The following is a 16,370-nucleotide window of genomic DNA, read 5'->3' as shown; positions in this document are numbered from 1 at the left end:
TTCAGAGCTTCACGGAATCGCTGAACCGCTCTAAATCTTTTTTCTTGCGCAATTCCGGACGGAAAACCGCTATGCACTTTTCCTGGAATTGCTCTGGATGTCCCCGGGTCACCCGTAACCGGGTCGCGATTCGGACGGCCGGACATAGAAATCTCTTCTGGACCAGTGGTTCTGGTTTTGCACTACCCCGGATGTATCCCCTTCGAACATGTGAATCGAAATAGCGAGATGTGACATACTTCTCGGCGATGACCGAGTCCGCAGACGATCCCCTCTCGAATCAGACTCCACATCCGAGTGAAGGTCTGATCCTATACGCTATTGTTGCGTTGGGGGGATCAGATGGAAATTCAAATACCGTTCAAGGTCGAATATCAAACGGCGGCGTCCGTTCCGATCCCGGAAATAATAAACAGTTTGCTCGCACTCCAACGGGTCTTGGAGGAAGCCGGAAAGAACCTCGAAAACTTCGTTCCGGGATTGACCGTTCTAAAGGTGGACGTTCGCGTTCAGCAAATCTCAACCGGGAGCCTGAAGGAAATTTTGGCCGTTGGGCTCTTTGCCCTGTTTCAGGATGAACTGCGGCAGGAGCTTCCACAGTTGATACACGACCAAACTGGATATCAGGTTCCGGCCAATGCCGACACACTACTCGTCATCTTGGCGTTGGTTGCTATCGTCTATGGCGCGGATTTCGTCCAGAAACTCGTGCTGGGTAAGGTGCACGACACACCAACGCAACTTTTCAAGAGAGCGCTTATCAAGGATTTAGCCCAGCGCTCCGGCAGGTCTGAAAAGGACGTAAAGGCGTTCCTCGACAAGCGCTATGGTGTCAAATCGCGGATAAAGCAGCTTGGCGACAGCGCCGTGAAGTTCTTTATGCCCAGCAAGAAACAGGCAAATGCCCCGATCCTGGTAAACGACACGACCATCGATAGCAGCACCGTTGCCGACGCTCCCATGGACTATGCATATCAAGATGCCGCCCAAACTGAAAAGTCGCGGCACCATGACGACGTGACGCTTGAAATCCATGCTCAGGACAAAGACCGCGAAGCATCGGGCTGGGCAGCGGTTCCCGTTGGCCTTCACGACAAACGGCTAAGGATGAAACTTATGGACGCTGCGACGCCAGAGCAACTTTGGGGTCGGGATCGCGTTAAGGGTGACATAGTGCTAGTGTCGAAACGCGTCGGCCTCGACTTCGAACCATCAGAGATCCATCTTGTCCGAATCCATGATGAATGACGAAAGCGCACGCTTCGAGCGGTTGCTCGAAGCTATGGCTAAACGTCCGCCCTTGGGCGTGGGAAAGAAAGCAAAAGCGCGTCCAGCATCAGATGAGGGTTCTTCCGCAGGTTCTGGCGGAACTCGAACTCCCAAAGGTAAGTCTGGAGCCACTTCCTCGAAACGGAAACATAAGTCCCGCGCATCGAACGCTTAACGTGCGACCAGAAAGCTTCGATGTTGTTCGTGTGAACCGCGCCGTTCACATACTCGCCCGCGCTATGGTTCACGGTGCCGTGCAGATAGCCAAGCTCTGACAATTCACGGAACGCGCCAGCCTCATCCGTTGCGATGCGCGAACCGTCCTTAACCCACTTGAAGATTGCCGGCAGAACGTATTTCCGGCCGCGACCCGGCAAGATGGTCGTCACGACCTCGCCGCCACGCTCGATAGCACCGAATACGACCGTCTTGTCGTCCTCGCCTTGCTTGTCCTTGCCGCCATAGAACATCTTGTCGGCTTCAACGATGCCGCCGTCGCGACCGCCAAGCGGCGCGTCACCATCGACATAGCCCATGTATTGGCGGATCAGGTTGCACATGCGCCAAGCGGTCTTGTAGGTCACGCCGATAGTGCGCTGGACTTCCTTGGCCGACACGCCGTTGCGCGACGTGCAGAACAGGAACATGACCGTGAACCAATCGCGCAAGGAAGTGCGCGTGGCTTCGAACGGCGTGCCAGCGGTCGGGTAGACCTGATAGCCGCAGAAATCGCATTCGTAGCAGCGACGGGACTTCACACGATGGAAGTTCGCTTCCCTGTCACACTTAGCGCAGGTGTGCCGCTTGCCGTAACGCGTCTGCATCAGATGGTCGAGGCACGAATCATCCGTGGGGAAGCGTTCGAGGAACGATTTGAGGGTTTCGAGTTTCGGGGCCTTGCTCATGCGACAACATATAGCACTTCATGCTACATGTTTCAAGGGGATACATCCGCACTACCCCTGGTGAGACAAAAATAGAACAAATCCAGATAGCGGTTGTTTTTCAGATATTTGTTTCCTCTTGCCAACTGAGAACAAAAAAGGTACAAATCGGCAGGGATCACGGATTGTCCGGCCTTCATTGACGACCAAGGGGTGATGTATCATGGCTCAGAATACTTTGCGGCTTGTAGAGGATAAGGCAGTGGACAAATCAAAGGCTCTGGATGCGGCGCTGTCGCAAATCGAGCGCGCTTTCGGCAAGGGCTCGATCATGCGGCTCGGCGCCAACGAGCAGGTGGTCGAGATCGAAACCGTGCCGACCGGGTCGCTCGGGCTCGACATCGCGCTCGGCGTCGGCGGCCTGCCGCGCGGCCGCATCATCGAAATCTACGGGCCGGAAAGCTCGGGCAAGACGACGCTGGCGCTGCACACGGTGGCCGAAGCGCAGAAGAAGGGCGGCATCTGCGCCTTTGTCGATGCCGAGCATGCGCTCGATCCGGTCTATGCCCGCAAGCTCGGCGTCGACCTGGAAAACCTTTTGATCTCGCAGCCCGATACCGGCGAGCAGGCGCTGGAAATTTGCGACACGCTGGTGCGGTCGGGGGCCATCGACGTTCTGGTCGTCGACTCGGTCGCGGCGCTGACGCCGCGCGCAGAAATCGAAGGCGAGATGGGCGACGCGCTGCCCGGTCTCCAGGCTCGTTTGATGAGCCAGGCGCTGCGCAAGCTGACCGCCTCGATCTCGCGCTCCAACACCATGGTCATCTTCATCAACCAGATCCGCATGAAGATCGGCGTCATGTTCGGCTCGCCCGAGACGACCACGGGCGGCAACGCGCTGAAATTCTACGCCTCGGTGCGCCTCGACATCCGCCGCATCGGCTCGGTCAAGGACCGCGACGAGGTCGTCGGCAACCAGACCCGCGTCAAGGTGGTCAAAAACAAGCTGGCCCCGCCCTTCAAGGTGGTGGAGTTCGACATCATGTATGGCGAGGGCGTGTCGAAGACCGGCGAGCTCGTCGATCTCGGGGTCAAGGCGGGCGTGGTCGAGAAGTCGGGCGCCTGGTTCTCCTATAATTCGCAGCGTCTCGGCCAGGGTCGCGAGAACGCCAAGCTGTTCCTGCGCGACAATCCCGATACGGCGCGCGAGATCGAGATGGCGCTTCGGCAGAATGCCGGGCTGATCGCCGAGAAATTCCTTGAGAATGGCGGCTCCGAAGGCGGGGACGACGGTTTTGAGGACGAAGCCGGTGCCATGTAGGGCCGGCCCAGGAAGGTCGCGCAGCGATTTCCTGTTCGGGATTGAGCGAAAGCAATTCGCCGGCTTAGCCGGAGTTCGGCCACAATCCTGGTTTATTGCATTATGCTTATGTAATCGAGTTCTTGAGTACTGCGTACCCGAACCGCCGGCCCTCGCGCCGGCGGTTTTTGCGTTTCGGGGTAGCGTCGAGCGGCCGGCGGATCGTTTAAAGCGTGTCGCGCTGAAAGGGATTCAGGCGACGCGCTTTAAGTCTTTGTTTTGATGCATGTCGTTCTCCCAAAACCGCTGCGCACTTTTGGGCGACATGCATTAGTGGCCTAACTCCGTGTTTCTGGACAGGCTGAAGAGCTATCGCTAAAAGGCCCATCTATCTTCTGAAATACCAAAGCCCATTTGCCGCCGGCCGGGCCGGCGGTTCTTGCGAAAAAGGCAGTGTGCAATGAGTGGCGTGAACGACATCCGGTCGACATTCCTCGACTACTTCCGCAAGGAGGGCCACGAGATCGTCGCCTCCAGCCCGCTGGTGCCGCGCAACGATCCGACGCTGATGTTCACCAACGCCGGCATGGTGCAGTTCAAGAACGTCTTCACCGGCCTGGAGAAGCGCTCCTATTCACGTGCCGCGACCGCGCAGAAGAGCGTGCGCGCCGGCGGCAAGCATAACGACCTCGACAATGTCGGCTACACCGCGCGCCATCTCACCTTCTTCGAGATGCTGGGCAATTTCTCGTTCGGCGACTATTTCAAGGAGCGCGCGATCGAGCTTGCCTGGAATCTGATCACCAAGGGTTTTGGCCTGAAGAAGGACAGGCTGCTCGTCACCGTCTATCACACCGATGATGAGGCAGCTGGCTATTGGAAGAAGATCGCCGGTTTTTCCGACGACCGCATCATCCGGATTCCTACCTCGGACAATTTCTGGGCGATGGGCGACACCGGTCCGTGCGGCCCGTGTTCGGAGATCTTCATCGACCGCGGCGAGCACATCTGGGGCGGACCGCCCGGCAGCCCGGAAGAGGACGGCGACCGGTTCCTGGAATTCTGGAACCTGGTGTTCATGCAGTATGAGCAGGTGACGAAGGAAGAGCGCATCGACCTGCCGCGTCCCTCGATCGACACGGGCATGGGCTTGGAGCGCATGGCCTCCATCCTGCAGGGCGTCGAGAGCGTCTTCGAGACCGACCTGTTCAAGCATCTGATCGATGCCGCGTCCTCGGCGCTCGGTCAGGGGCCAAATACGGAGAACGTGGCATCTTACCGCGTCATCGCCGATCATCTGCGCTCGTCCTCCTTCCTGGTGGCCGACGGCGTGCTACCCTCCAATGAGGGGCGCGGCTATGTGCTGCGCCGCATCATGCGCCGCGCCATGCGCCACGCGCAGCTGCTCGGGGCGAAGGAGCCGCTGATGTGGCAGTTGGTGCCGGCGCTGGTGCGCGAGATGGGCCAGGCCTATCCCGAGCTGGTGCGCGGCGAGGCGCTGATCACCGAGACGCTGAAGCTCGAGGAAACACGTTTCCGCAAGACGCTGGTGCGTGGCCTCGGCCTGCTTTCGGACGCGACCGAGACGCTCAAAGCCGGCGACATGCTGGACGGCGAGACGGCCTTCAAGCTCTACGACACCTATGGTTTCCCGCTCGACCTGACGCAGGACGCGCTGCGCCAGCGCAGCATCTCGGTCGATATCGCCGGCTTCACCGACGCGATGGAGCGGCAGAAGGCCGAGGCGCGCGCGCATTGGGCGGGCTCGGGCGAATCCGCGACCGAGACGGTGTGGTTCTCGGTGCGCGAAAAGACCGGCGCGACCGAGTTCCTCGGCTACGAGACTGAAGCTGCCGAAGGTATCGTCCAGGCGCTGGTCAAGGATGGCAAGACGATCGACAGCGCAAGCCAGGGCGACGCGGTCGCCGTGGTCGTCAACCAGACGCCGTTCTATGGCGAATCCGGCGGCCAGATGGGTGACACCGGGGTCATCTCCGGCGAGGGCTTCTCGATCGAGGTTTCCGATACGCAGAAGAAGGCCGACGGCCTGTTCGTGCATCTGGGCAAGGTTGCCAAAGGCACGGTCAGGACGGGCGCGGCGGTCGAGCTCAAGGTCGATCATGCCCGCCGCTCGAAGCTGCGCGCCAACCATTCCGCCACGCATCTCATCCACGAGGCGCTGCGCGAGGTGCTGGGCACCCATGTCGCGCAGAAGGGCTCGCTGGTCGCGCCCGACCGCCTGCGCTTCGACATTTCGCACAACAAGCCGATCTCGGCCAACGAGCTCGAGGAGGTCGAACGCATGGCGAACGAGATCGTCGTGCAGAACAGCCCGGTGACGACGCGGCTGATGTCGGTCGACGACGCCATTGCCGAGGGCGCGATGGCGCTGTTCGGCGAGAAATACGGCGACGAGGTGCGCGTCGTGTCGATGGGCACCGGCCTGCATGGCGCCAAGACCAACCGTCCTTACTCGGTCGAGCTCTGCGGCGGCACGCATGTGAGGTCGACCGGCGATATCGGGTTGGTGCGCATCCTATCGGACAGCGCGGTGGCGGCCGGCGTGCGCCGCATCGAGGCGCTGACCGGCGAAGCGGCACGCAAGCATCTCGACGAGCAGGACAGGCGGCTGAAGGCCGCGGCGGCGACGTTGAAGATCTCGCCAGCCGATGTGCCGGCTCGCGTCGAGACATTGCTTGAGGAGCGCAAGAAGCTCGAGAAGGAGCTTACCGAGGCGCGCAAGAAGCTGGCGTTGGGCAGCGGTTCTGCCGTTGCCGATGCCCCGGCCGCGAATGAGACGGTCGCAGGCGTCGGCTTCCTCGGCAAGGCGGTCAGCGGCGTGGCGCCGAAGGACCTGAAGCCACTGGCGGATGCCGGCAAGAAGACGCTCGGCTCGGGCGTGGTGGTCTTTGTCGGCGCGGGCGAGGACAACAAAGCGAGCGTCGTCGTCGGCGTCACCGACGACCTGACTGGCCGCTTCAGCGCCGTGGATCTGGTCCGCGTCGCGTCCGCCGCGCTTGGCGGACAGGGCGGCGGCGGCCGGCCCGACATGGCGCAAGCCGGCGGTCCCGACGCCTCCAAGGCCAACGACGCGATCGCGGCGGTGAAGGCGGCGCTCGAGGCGGCGTAAGTCGGGCGGCTTGGCGCGTAGGCCGGTTCCTACAAGGGTTGGCGCTGCCCCTCATCTGCCTGCCGGCATCTTCTCCCCGTTGAACGGGGGAAGGGGCTGTCATCGCGGCTATTCGCCAATAGTCAGCCTCGCAGAAACGGGCCGGCGTTGCGGCCAGCCTCTTTCTCCCCGTTTTACGGGGAGAAATGCCCAGCAGGGCAATGAGGGGCGGCGCCGGCGTTGAGGAAGTTCACTCGGCCCAAGCGCCCTTTTCAGTCCGCGCAAAGCTCGTGCGATCAGCGATCCGCGCATACCAATCCCAGACTTCCACAAACCGCGCCAGCAGATCGCGCCCTTCCGCGACCTTGAGGAAATAGGCGATGATCGGCGCCGCATGCAGGTCGGCGAGCGTCAGTTGCTCGCCGAGCAGCCAAGGTCCTTTCGCCTTCAGCGATGTCAAAACCTTCAGCACTGTCTCAGCCTGAGCGAGGCCGCTGGCGATCAACGCTTCATCCGGCGGCGTCGTTTCGAGCCGCTCCACCGCCACGTCCCAGACCATGGCGCGGTAGCCATAGGCGCCGAGCATGCCGATGATCTGGCTCATCCGCGCCCGAAGGTGCGGATCAGTAGGCTGTAAGGCCGGGCCGGGAAAGCCTTCGTCGACATAGCGTGTGATGGCGCCGGTCTCGAACAGGCAAAAACCGTCATGCTCGAAGGCCGGGATGCGGCCGAACGGGTGAAGCTCCAGATACCAGGCCGGAATGCCCTCGGCGGCGAAGATGTCGAGCGGCACGAGCTCGTAGTCGACGCCCTTTTCCTGCAACGCCATCCGCGCAATGCGCACATAGACGCTGTGTCGGCGCCGTAGAGAGTTGGCTTGGCCGTCAATCAGCTCTTCCTTCTGCTCGTCGTCGTCGTAAAAAAGCGAAGGCTCCTTTCGGAGCCTTCGACGTTACCGGGGTTCGGTATTACCCCATCGCCTTCTGCAAATTCTCGTCGATCTTGTCGAGGAAGCCGGTGGTCGACAGCCAGGGCTGGTCGGGACCGATCAGCAGCGACAGGTCCTTGGTCATGAAGCCGCTCTCGACGGTCTGGATGCAGACCTTCTCCAGCGTCTCGGCGAAGCGCTTCAGTTCGGCATTGTCGTCGAGCTTGGCGCGATGGGCGAGGCCGCGCGTCCAGGCGAAGATCGAGGCGATCGAATTTGTCGAGGTTTCCTCACCCTTCTGGTGCTGGCGATAATGGCGGGTGACGGTGCCGTGCGCGGCTTCCGCTTCCACCGTCTTGCCGTCCGGCGTCATCAGCACCGAGGTCATCAGGCCGAGCGAGCCGAAGCCTTGCGCCACGGTATCCGACTGCACGTCGCCGTCATAGTTCTTGCAGGCCCACACATAGCCGCCCGACCACTTCAGGCTGGAAGCGACCATGTCGTCGATCAGGCGGTGCTCGTACCAGAGTTTCCTTGCCTTGAACTCGGCCTCGAATTCCTTCTCATAGACCTCCTGGAAAATGTCCTTGAAGCGGCCGTCATAGGCCTTGAGGATGGTGTTCTTGGTCGACAGATAGACCGGGAAGTTGCGCAGCAGGCCGTAGTTCAGCGACGCGCGGGCGAACTCGCGGATCGACTCGTCGAGATTGTACATGGCCATGGCCACGCCGGCGCCGGGAGCATCATAGACGTCATGCTCGATCACCTGGCCGTCCTCGCCGACGAACTTGATCGTCAGCTTGCCCTTGCCGGGGAAGCGGAAGTCGGTGGCGCGGTACTGGTCGCCGAAGGCATGACGACCGACGACGATCGGCTTGGTCCAGCCCGGCACCAGGCGCGGCACGTTCTTCATGATGATCGGCTCGCGGAAGATGGTGCCGCCGAGGATGTTGCGGATGGTGCCGTTGGGCGACTTCCACATCTTCTTCAGCTTGAATTCCTCGACGCGCGCTTCGTCGGGGGTGATGGTCGCGCATTTCACGCCGACGCCCCATTTCTTGATGGCGTTGGCCGAGTCGATCGTCACCTGGTCGTTGGTGGCGTCGCGGTTCTCGATGCCGAGGTCGTAATATTCAAGCTTCAGGTCGAGATAGGGGTGGATCAGCTTGTCCTTGATGAACTGCCAGATGATGCGGGTCATCTCGTCGCCGTCGAGTTCGACGACCGGGTTCGCCACCTTGATCTTCGCCATGGAAAGAATGCCTCGTTGCTGGGGGGTCTGAACGGCCTTGCCGCATGGTTTCGGCCGGGGATGCGGAGCGTATATCAAAGGCTTTTTGGGCGCGCAAACCACGATCCGGGCCGGGGCTGACGGTGCCGCTGTTGTGAATGCTTCATTTTCCGGGCTGGATGTGGCAGGGGACGCCGAAACGCCGCAAACCACGGTACCCATAACCATGCCTGCCACCGAAGATACCGCCAAGACAGCCTCCGCCGGACCGGCGATCATCCTGGTCGAGCCGCAGCTCGGCGAGAATATCGGCATGGTCGCGCGTGCCATGGCGAATTTCGGCCTGTCGGAACTGCGCCTTGTCAATCCGCGCGACGGCTGGCCGAGCGAGAAGGCGCGCGCGGCAGCCAGCCGTGCCGACCATGTCATCGACGCCACCACGGTGTTTGACGATCTCGCCTCCGCGGTTGCCGATCTCAACTTCGTCTTCGCCACGACGGCGCGCGAGCGCGACGGCTTCAAGCCGGTGCGCGGTCCTGTGGAAGCCGGCAGGGCGCTCAGGGCACGTGTCGAAGCGGGCCAGCGTACCGGCATCCTGTTCGGCCGCGAGCGCTTCGGCCTCTATAATGACGAGGTCGGCCTTGCCGACGAGATCGTCACCTTCCCGGTCGATCCCGGTTTTTCCTCGCTCAACATCGCCCAGGCGGTGCTTTTGATGTCCTATGAATGGATGAAGTCAGGCCTCGCCGACGAGACTGAGACCAACTTCTCCGGACCGGAACTGGTGCCGGCGACCAAGGAGCAGCTGCACAGCCTGTTTGCTTATCTGGAGAACGCACTTGAAGCGCGCGGCTATTTTCGCCCTCAAGAAAAGAAGCCGAAGATGGTCGACAATCTGCGAGCCGTGCTGACGCGCGCTGGCTTCGCCGAGCCGGAGCTCAAGGTCCTGCGCGGCATCATCTCCTCGCTCGACCGGTTCTCGCCGGCCATGCCGCGCGGCGACGGCTCGCCCGGTGACGATCCAAGACGGTTGCCGGCCGGAGCGCGCAGTCGTGCCAAAGACCAGGAAAGTTAAGATCGATAAGCTGTGAGCATTTGAAGTAACCGATTCTTATTCGGTTGTTCCTCATCCTGCTGCAATAGCGGGGTGGCACATGTTTTCGTCCAATATTGGTCGGCTGCGCTTTTTCCTGTACTCACTCGGTCTTGCTGTCGCCGAGACCGTGATGATCGTTACCTGCATTGTCAGCACGATCGGCTTCGAAGGGCTGATCAATTCAGAACCCGGCCCCGGGCGGCAGGGCATGGCGGGCGCCGTTCTCGTCGGCTCGCTCATCTTTGTCGCGCTGCGTGGCAACACCGCCTCGCGCCGCACCCGCGACGCCAAAGGGCGCCGCTGGATCCTGTGGGCCTACATCGCCTTTTCCGCCGTCTACGCCCTTCTCCAGGCAGGCGTGCTGCTGGTCGTCAAGTTCGACGATCCAGAGAGCATCCCGGGCGGGCTGAACCTGCTTGGGCTTTCGATATTCGGCCTCTGGTGCACGATCCTCTGGGCGAAACCCGTCGCGGGCAGCAACATCGACGAATTGACCGATATTTTCGACTTCGATGGTCCGCTTCCGGCATCGACACGCACCGCTGCGCCGGCCGCTCCACGCGCCGCGGCCTCATCCGCACGCGTTCCGTCCGCGCCGCAGCCTTTCGGCAAGCCGCGTCCCGCCGGCTTCGGCAAGCGCGGGGTGGGATAGAGCCGTCGCGACTGCGCAAAAGCTGCTCGCATTCGCCTCTTCAAGACCATGATCATTTGCGATAGAAGCGCGGTCGGTCAATCGCGGGCCTGACGCTCTCTGTTTTGACAATTCCGGACGGAAAACCGTTTCACACTTTTCCTGGAATTGCTCTATGACCGGATGACAATGAGCGATCGATCAAGCCAGCGCCCGATCCTGATGTTCGATTCCGGCGTCGGCGGGCTGACGGTGCTGCGCGAGGCGCGCGTGCTGATGCCCGACCGCCGCTTCGTCTATGTCGCCGACGACGCGGCTTTTCCTTACGGCGCCTGGGAAGAGCCGGCGCTCAAGGAGCACATCCTTGCGCTGTTCGGCAAATTGCTCGACCGGCTGCAGCCGGCGATTTCGGTCATTGCCTGCAACACGGCGTCGACGCTGGTGATCGACGCGCTGCGCGAGACATTCCCCGGCCATCCTTTTGTCGGTACCGTGCCGGCGATCAAGCCCGCCGCCGAACGCACCCGCTCGGGCCTCGTATCGGTTCTGGCGACGCCGGGCACCGTGAAGCGCCAGTACACGCGCGACCTGATCAGCAAATGGGCGCAGAAATGCCACGTGCGTCTGGTCGGCAGCGATAGGCTCGCGGGGCTGGCCGAGATCTATATGCGCCAGGGTTTCGTCGACGAGGAAGCCGTGCGTGCCGAAATCGCGCCCTGCTTCATCGAGCGCGAGGGCAACCGCACAGATATCGTCGTGCTTGCCTGCACGCACTATCCGTTTCTCGTCAACCGCATGCGCAAAACGGCGCCCTGGCCTGTCGACTGGATCGATCCGGCCGAGGCAATCGCGCGACGCGCCATGTCGCTGCTCGATCCTGTGGGGGAGACCTCGGGCGAGAGCGAGCCCGATCTAGCCGTCTTCACATCCGGTGAGGTGGATTTCGCCACGCGGCGGCTGATCCAGGGTTTTGGCCTTACCGCGCGCTAGACGACGGAGGATGGACCGCCTCAGGCGCTAGAAGCTCGAAGACGATGCTGCGCTGATCCGGTTCGGCCGTGACCAATTTTAGCGCCACGCCGTCGCCTTGCCTGAGCCCGGAGGCCTTCACGCTGGCGACGACAGGCATGTCGGCAAGCTGCACGCGCACGCCATGGTCGACGGAGTCGGTGACGACGGCCTTGAATGTCTCGCCCTCATGTCCCTTGAGCATCACCGCCTCGGCCAAGTCGATGGCCGCATGGCTGATCTGCGACGCGCGGGCATCCGCGCGCGCCATCACCTTCGGCAATCTGGCGAAGGCGTCGGTGACCGCCTGCGGCACGAGCTGGCCGTTCGCGATTGCCAGCGCGCAGCGCACGACGTAGCGGTCGGCCAGCCGCCTGAGCGGCGCGGTGGCATGCGCATAGGTCGCGGCCATCGCCTCATGCCAAGGGACGAGGCCTTCCTGATAGGGCTGGTAGGACGCGCCGTTGCCCGCACGGCGGATTTCCAGCATCAGCGCCGCCTGTCTTGGATCGGCCGGATCGAGCGTGCGCTGATAATCGCGAAGGCTGGTTGAGGCCGGCCAGGACAGGCCGAGCGCCTGTGCGGCGTTGCGCAGCCGCTGCACCTTGGAGGCATCCGGCCCCGACATCACCCGGAACAATCCGGTCTTGTGCGCCAGCATAGCATCGGCAATCGCCATATTGGCGGCCAGGGAAAGCGCGGCGTTGTCCTGCTCGGATTGCAGCAGCGGCCTGAACGAAAGCCGGAACGTGCCGTCGGCGAGCTTCTCCACCTCCTGCTCGGGTGGGTCGACGCGCGAAGCGCCGCGGCGCTCTTCGTTTGCCGCCATGCGCCGCGCCAGTTCGGCGAAGCCGGCGGGTACATCCGAGGGCTGCACGCTGTCATAGGCGAGCTTGGCGCGGCTTTGGACGAGGGCGCGCTCCGCGCCATCCAATTTCACCGCGCCGTCCCCGGCAACGCGGATCGTGAAGATGACCGCAGGACGCGGTCCATCGGGCAACAGGCTCGCCGATGCTTCGGCAAGCACCGCCGGATAAAGCCCGGCCTTGCCGTCCGGCAAATAAAGCGTCTCGCCCCGGTTCCAGGCTTCGAGATCGATCGCGTCGCCGTCCCCGACGAACCAGGCCACGTCGGCAATGGCATAATGCAAGAGGAGATCGCCGCCGCTGGCCTCGATCGAGAAGGCCTGGTCGAGATCGGTGGAACTTGCCGGATCGAGCGTGACGAAGGGTATAGCGGTGCGGTCGGCATGCTGGTCGGGCACACGCTTGGCAGCCGCTTCAGCCGCGGCCGCTACCTCCGGCGGAAATCCATCCGGCACGTGGAATTCGGTGCGGATTTTTGTCAGGCCGGTGGAGAGGGCCTGTGAGGGATCGGTCAGCGATTTCATGCCGCCGTCCTACACTGGCGTTCCGGACGCGGGAAGGTCGTCGACGAAAATCGAAGGGCGGCTGACCGACTTGCCGATAGCGGGCGGCTGAGCCGCCGGCCTTGGAACCGCCGCGGAGGCGCGGCGTTTTTTCCGCAGCAAAGGAGAGAAGCCATGCCCGCCAAATCGCAAGCCCAGCAAAAGGCCGCCGGCGCAGCACTTTCGGCCAAGCGCGGCGAGACCAAAAAAAGCGAGCTCAAGGGCGCGTCGCGCGAGATGTATGATTCCATGAGCGAGAAGCAGCTCGAGGAATTCGCCGAGACCAAACGCAAGGATCTGCCCAGCAAGAAGTCATAAGTCACGAGATTGGATGAAAAAGCCCGCGGTGCTATCCGCGGGCTTTCGTCTGGATTAGCCAAGCGGTCAGCTAGCGGCGCCACCAGCAATGCCGCGTCTTGTAGCGAACGACATGGCGATGGCCGTGGCGCCACACCACTCTTTTCTTCACGACGACGCGGCACACCTGCTTGTGGCCGTGCCAATGCCTGGCCATGGCCGGTTCCGGCGTCATGACCGCCATCGATCCGGCCAACACGGCGGCTCCAGTCAGGGTAAGGAAGAACTTCTTCATGGGATTCGGACTCCTCTGCTCCAGTCCCTTCATCACGTGCGGGCGTTTGCGTCCGAAGACGCCGCATCCGCCCCGATGCCGCCGGCGTGCAACTTTCCGCCACATCCAGCACCGCATGCAACGCTGAGATGATATCGGGTTGGCGTCGGCGCCGCCAGCCACAAGCTTGACAGCGGTTAAATCTGTGTTTAACAGGCCCACCAATACCGGGTGGCAACGCCCGGTGGTTTCTTTTGACGTGTCCCGTGGGTTTTCCGTCGCTTTGCGTGGGAAATCCTGTCAGGTCTCGAAAACGGAGGCCAGAGGAGGGCGCGTTTCCTTCGCCCGGAGCCATGGGGTTCCGGGTATATTGTTTTGAAAGGGAATGCGATGAGCAAGCGCGAATCCGCGAAATACAAGATCGACCGCCGTCTCGGCGAAAACATCTGGGGCCGCCCGAAGTCCCCGGTCAACAAGCGTGAATACGGCCCTGGCCAGCACGGCCAGCGCCGCAAGGGCAAGCTTTCCGACTTCGGCCTGCAGCTGCGCGCCAAGCAGAAGCTGAAGGGTCACTATGGCGACGTTTCGGAAAAGCAGTTCCGCAAGGTCTATGAGGAGGCCAACCGCCGCAAGGGCGACACCTCCGAGAACCTGATCGGCCTGCTGGAGTCGCGCCTCGATGCGATCGTCTACCGCGCCAAGTTCGTGCCGACGATCTTCGCCGCTCGCCAGTTCGTCAACCACGGCCACGTAAACGTCAACGGCAAGCGCACCAACATCGGTTCGTACCGCTGCAAGCCGGGCGACGTGATCGAGGTGCGCGAGAAGTCGAAGCAGCTCGTCATCGTGCTGGAGTCGGTTGCTCTCGCCGAGCGCGACGTGCCGGACTATATCGAAGCCGACCACAACAAGATGACCGCAACCTTCGCCCGCGTTCCCGGCCTGTCGGACGTTCCGTTCGCCGTGCAGATGGAACCGAACCTGGTCGTCGAATTCTACTCGCGCTGATCGAACTCAATCAGCCGCAATATCAAAGGCCGCCCGTCGAGGCGGCCTTTTCTTTGTCGGCCGCGTCCGGTAAGCCGGGCGCTGACAACGCGGAGCCGGCGCCATGAATATGCTGCCAGACCTCAAATCCCTCGAGCCGATCGACGATGATGCCGAAGGCGGTTTTCATCAGCTGTTCCGCGACGTGCCGACCTCGGTCGAATTCAACAAGCTGCGCAAGCGGCTGTTGAGGCTCACCCGCCAGGCGATCGAGGATTTCGCGATGGTGAAGCCGGGCGAACGCTGGCTGGTGGCGCTGTCCGGCGGCAAGGATTCCTACGGCCTGCTGGCGCTTTTGCTCGACCTCAAATGGCGCGGCCTGCTCCCCGTGGATCTGCTTGCCTGCAATCTCGACCAGGGCCAGCCGAATTTTCCAAAGCACATCCTGCCCGACTATCTCAACGCCAACGGCATCGCCCACCGCATCGAATACCAGGACACCTATTCGGTGGTGACCGACAAGCTGGCGGAGGGCAGCACCTATTGTTCGCTCTGCTCGCGGCTGCGGCGTGGCCATCTCTACCGGATCGCGCGCGAGGAGGGGTGTTCGGCGCTGGTGCTTGGCCATCACCGCGAGGACATCCTCGAAACCTTCTTCATGAACCTGTTCCATGGCGGGCGGCTCGCCGCCATGCCGCCCAAGCTCCTCAATGACGAGGGTGACGTCATGGTGCTGCGGCCGCTTGCCTATAGCGCCGAGGCCGACCTCGAGAGATTCGCCAACGCGATGAAATTCCCGATCATTCCGTGCGACCTCTGCGGCAGCCAAGAAGGGCTGCAGCGCAATGCCATGAAGGCGATGCTCGACGACATCGAGAAGCGCATGCCGGGCCGCAAGGACACGATGATCCGCGCCATGACCAATGTAAGGCCCTCGCATCTCCTGGACAGGAAGCTGTTCGACTTCGCGGGGCTAGAGCGAGAAGATTTCAGGTCTGTTCGACCTGAAATTCTGAATCCGGCTCCAAATCAAAGAAGTAGAGCATGATGTCGTCCGAAAACCGCTTCACACTTTTCGGCGTCATGCTCTAGCATAAACCCAGGATAAGACATTTCCGATGACATTTGACGACAATGCGATCGACTGGCTGGCCAACCTTCTTGCCGATGCAGCCAGCGTTGAAATCATGCCGCGCTTCCGCCGGCTGGGCGAGGGCGACGTGCGCCAGAAGACGTCCGCCGCCGACCTCGTCACCGAGGCGGATGTCAATGCCGAGAGGCTGATCACCGCCCGGCTGCTCGAACGCTATCCCGACGCCATGGTGGTCGGCGAGGAAGCCTGCTCAGACAATCCGGCACTGCTGTCGGGCCTTGGCGATGCGGCGCTTGCCTTCGTAATCGATCCGGTCGACGGCACTTTCAACTTCGCGTCCGGCGTGCCGCTGTTCGGCGTCATGGCCGGCGTCGTCATCAACGGCGAAACCGTCGCCGGCATCATCCACGATCCGGTCGGCAAGGACTGGCTGATAGGCGCCAGGGGCGCCGGCAGCCATATCCGCCACGCGCATGGCGCGCTGGAGAAGGTCCGCGTCGCGGCGCCTGTGCCTATGGCGCAGATGACCGGCGCCGTTTCCTGGCAGTTTCTCCAAGAGCCTGAACGCTCGCGGCTTGCCCGCAACCAGACCAAGACGCTGTCGCAATTCGCCTATCGCTGCGCGGCGCATGAATACCGGCTGCTTGCGAGCGGCCATGCGCATTTCGTGCTCTACAACAAGCTGATGCCCTGGGATCATCTCGCCGGGGCGCTGATCCATCGGGAAGCCGGCGGCCATGTCGCGCGCGTCGACGGCAGCGCCTACCTGCCGTCGCATGTCGACGGCGGCCTGCTGGTCGCGCCGGACAAGCAAAGCTGGGACGAACTGCGCCGCGAGCTCTGGGCGGAATAGGG

General features: G+C 62.2%; 14 protein-coding genes and 1 pseudogene. 10 read left to right on the top strand and 5 right to left on the bottom strand.

All coding sequences use genetic code 11. The annotated features are described in order from the left end of the window. Window positions 1-342: 342 nt before the first annotated feature. Window positions 343-1,248 (top strand): hypothetical protein, encoded by a 906-nt coding sequence (locus FJW06_RS08375; protein WP_140750492.1) that lies wholly within the window; start codon window positions 343-345, stop codon window positions 1,246-1,248. Between the two features lie 38 nt (window positions 1,249-1,286). Here the strand turns inward: FJW06_RS08375 and FJW06_RS08370 are convergent, their stop codons facing one another. After that, window positions 1,287-2,174: an IS1595 family transposase gene (locus FJW06_RS08370; protein ID WP_140750490.1), complete on the bottom strand. Its 888-nt coding sequence runs from the start codon at window positions 2,172-2,174 to the stop codon at window positions 1,287-1,289. Between the two features lie 202 nt (window positions 2,175-2,376). Between FJW06_RS08370 and recA the strand changes: the two genes are divergently transcribed. Together recA and alaS are read left to right on the top strand one after the other, a co-directional pair. Continuing rightward, entirely contained in the window at window positions 2,377-3,474 is a 1,098-nt protein-coding gene (recA, locus tag FJW06_RS08365) for a recombinase RecA (protein ID WP_140750488.1), read from the top strand. Between the two features lie 439 nt (window positions 3,475-3,913). Beyond that, entirely contained in the window at window positions 3,914-6,583 is a 2,670-nt protein-coding gene (gene alaS / locus FJW06_RS08360; RefSeq protein ID WP_140750486.1) for an alanine--tRNA ligase, read from the top strand. Between the two features lie 229 nt (window positions 6,584-6,812). Here the strand turns inward: alaS and FJW06_RS08355 are convergent. After that, window positions 6,813-7,450, bottom strand: a pseudogene (locus FJW06_RS08355) (glutathione S-transferase family protein). Between the two features lie 80 nt (window positions 7,451-7,530). Then, the gene (locus tag FJW06_RS08350; protein ID WP_140750484.1) at window positions 7,531-8,742 is read right to left on the bottom strand and encodes an NADP-dependent isocitrate dehydrogenase; all 1,212 of its coding nucleotides are present in this window, start codon (window positions 8,740-8,742) and stop codon (window positions 7,531-7,533) included. A gap of 205 nt (window positions 8,743-8,947) precedes the next feature. Between FJW06_RS08350 and FJW06_RS08345 the strand changes: the two genes are divergently transcribed. From FJW06_RS08345 to murI, 3 genes are all read left to right on the top strand, one after another. Continuing rightward, window positions 8,948-9,796, top strand: a complete 849-nt coding sequence (locus tag FJW06_RS08345; RefSeq protein ID WP_140750482.1) for an RNA methyltransferase — start codon at window positions 8,948-8,950, stop codon at window positions 9,794-9,796. A gap of 79 nt (window positions 9,797-9,875) precedes the next feature. After that, entirely contained in the window at window positions 9,876-10,469 is a 594-nt protein-coding gene (locus FJW06_RS08340) for a hypothetical protein (RefSeq protein WP_140750480.1), read from the top strand. Window positions 10,470-10,637: 168 nt separating this feature from the next. Continuing rightward, window positions 10,638-11,438, top strand: coding sequence for a glutamate racemase (gene murI, locus FJW06_RS08335; protein ID WP_140750478.1), 801 nt, complete (start codon window positions 10,638-10,640; stop codon window positions 11,436-11,438). Here murI and FJW06_RS08330 read toward each other — a convergent pair. Then, on the bottom strand, window positions 11,425-12,846 hold the full coding sequence (locus FJW06_RS08330; protein ID WP_140750476.1) for an RNB domain-containing ribonuclease: 1,422 nt from the start codon (window positions 12,844-12,846) through the stop codon (window positions 11,425-11,427). The two genes, murI and FJW06_RS08330, sit on opposite strands and share 14 nt — an antisense overlap. 153 nt (window positions 12,847-12,999) lie before the next feature. Here FJW06_RS08330 and FJW06_RS08325 point away from each other — a divergent pair, with 153 nt between their 5' ends. Further along, the gene (locus tag FJW06_RS08325; RefSeq protein WP_140750474.1) at window positions 13,000-13,182 is read left to right on the top strand and encodes a DUF3008 family protein; all 183 of its coding nucleotides are present in this window, start codon (window positions 13,000-13,002) and stop codon (window positions 13,180-13,182) included. 70 nt (window positions 13,183-13,252) lie between these two features. On the opposite strand, the gene FJW06_RS08320 is transcribed toward FJW06_RS08325, so the two are convergent. Further along, entirely contained in the window at window positions 13,253-13,456 is a 204-nt protein-coding gene (locus FJW06_RS08320; protein ID WP_128257251.1) for a hypothetical protein, read from the bottom strand. Window positions 13,457-13,825: 369 nt separating this feature from the next. Here FJW06_RS08320 and rpsD point away from each other — a divergent pair, with 369 nt between their 5' ends. The 3 genes from rpsD (at window position 13,826) to FJW06_RS08305 (ending at window position 16,368) form a co-directional block, all read left to right on the top strand. After that, on the top strand, window positions 13,826-14,443 hold the full coding sequence (gene rpsD / locus FJW06_RS08315) for a 30S ribosomal protein S4 (RefSeq protein WP_040981269.1): 618 nt from the start codon (window positions 13,826-13,828) through the stop codon (window positions 14,441-14,443). Between the two features lie 103 nt (window positions 14,444-14,546). After that, window positions 14,547-15,470, top strand: a complete 924-nt coding sequence (gene ttcA, locus FJW06_RS08310; protein WP_246674557.1) for a tRNA 2-thiocytidine(32) synthetase TtcA — start codon at window positions 14,547-14,549, stop codon at window positions 15,468-15,470. 70 nt (window positions 15,471-15,540) lie between these two features. Continuing rightward, entirely contained in the window at window positions 15,541-16,368 is an 828-nt protein-coding gene (locus FJW06_RS08305; RefSeq protein ID WP_140750472.1) for an inositol monophosphatase family protein, read from the top strand. The last annotated feature ends 2 nt before the right edge of the window (window positions 16,369-16,370 follow it).

It is taken from the genome of Mesorhizobium sp. B4-1-3 (assembly GCF_006439355.1).
GTDB lineage: Bacteria > Pseudomonadota > Alphaproteobacteria > Rhizobiales > Rhizobiaceae > Mesorhizobium.
This window is presented reverse-complemented; position numbering and strand designations above follow the sequence as displayed.

What these genes read in the sequence shown, in the direction of transcription:
- FJW06_RS08375 (WP_140750492.1), top strand. Translation starts at nt 343, where the DNA reads ATGGAAATTCAAATACCGTTCAAGGTCGAATATCAAACGGCGGCGTCC.
- FJW06_RS08370 (WP_140750490.1), bottom strand. Translation starts at nt 2,174, where the DNA reads ATGAGCAAGGCCCCGAAACTCGAAACCCTCAAATCGTTCCTCGAACGC.
- recA (WP_140750488.1), top strand. Translation starts at nt 2,377, where the DNA reads ATGGCTCAGAATACTTTGCGGCTTGTAGAGGATAAGGCAGTGGACAAA.
- alaS (WP_140750486.1), top strand. Translation starts at nt 3,914, where the DNA reads ATGAGTGGCGTGAACGACATCCGGTCGACATTCCTCGACTACTTCCGC.
- FJW06_RS08350 (WP_140750484.1), bottom strand. Translation starts at nt 8,742, where the DNA reads ATGGCGAAGATCAAGGTGGCGAACCCGGTCGTCGAACTCGACGGCGAC.
- FJW06_RS08345 (WP_140750482.1), top strand. Translation starts at nt 8,948, where the DNA reads ATGCCTGCCACCGAAGATACCGCCAAGACAGCCTCCGCCGGACCGGCG.
- FJW06_RS08340 (WP_140750480.1), top strand. Translation starts at nt 9,876, where the DNA reads ATGTTTTCGTCCAATATTGGTCGGCTGCGCTTTTTCCTGTACTCACTC.
- murI (WP_140750478.1), top strand. Translation starts at nt 10,638, where the DNA reads ATGAGCGATCGATCAAGCCAGCGCCCGATCCTGATGTTCGATTCCGGC.
- FJW06_RS08330 (WP_140750476.1), bottom strand. Translation starts at nt 12,846, where the DNA reads ATGAAATCGCTGACCGATCCCTCACAGGCCCTCTCCACCGGCCTGACA.
- FJW06_RS08325 (WP_140750474.1), top strand. Translation starts at nt 13,000, where the DNA reads ATGCCCGCCAAATCGCAAGCCCAGCAAAAGGCCGCCGGCGCAGCACTT.
- FJW06_RS08320 (WP_128257251.1), bottom strand. Translation starts at nt 13,456, where the DNA reads ATGAAGAAGTTCTTCCTTACCCTGACTGGAGCCGCCGTGTTGGCCGGA.
- rpsD (WP_040981269.1), top strand. Translation starts at nt 13,826, where the DNA reads ATGAGCAAGCGCGAATCCGCGAAATACAAGATCGACCGCCGTCTCGGC.
- ttcA (WP_246674557.1), top strand. Translation starts at nt 14,547, where the DNA reads ATGAATATGCTGCCAGACCTCAAATCCCTCGAGCCGATCGACGATGAT.
- FJW06_RS08305 (WP_140750472.1), top strand. Translation starts at nt 15,541, where the DNA reads ATGACATTTGACGACAATGCGATCGACTGGCTGGCCAACCTTCTTGCC.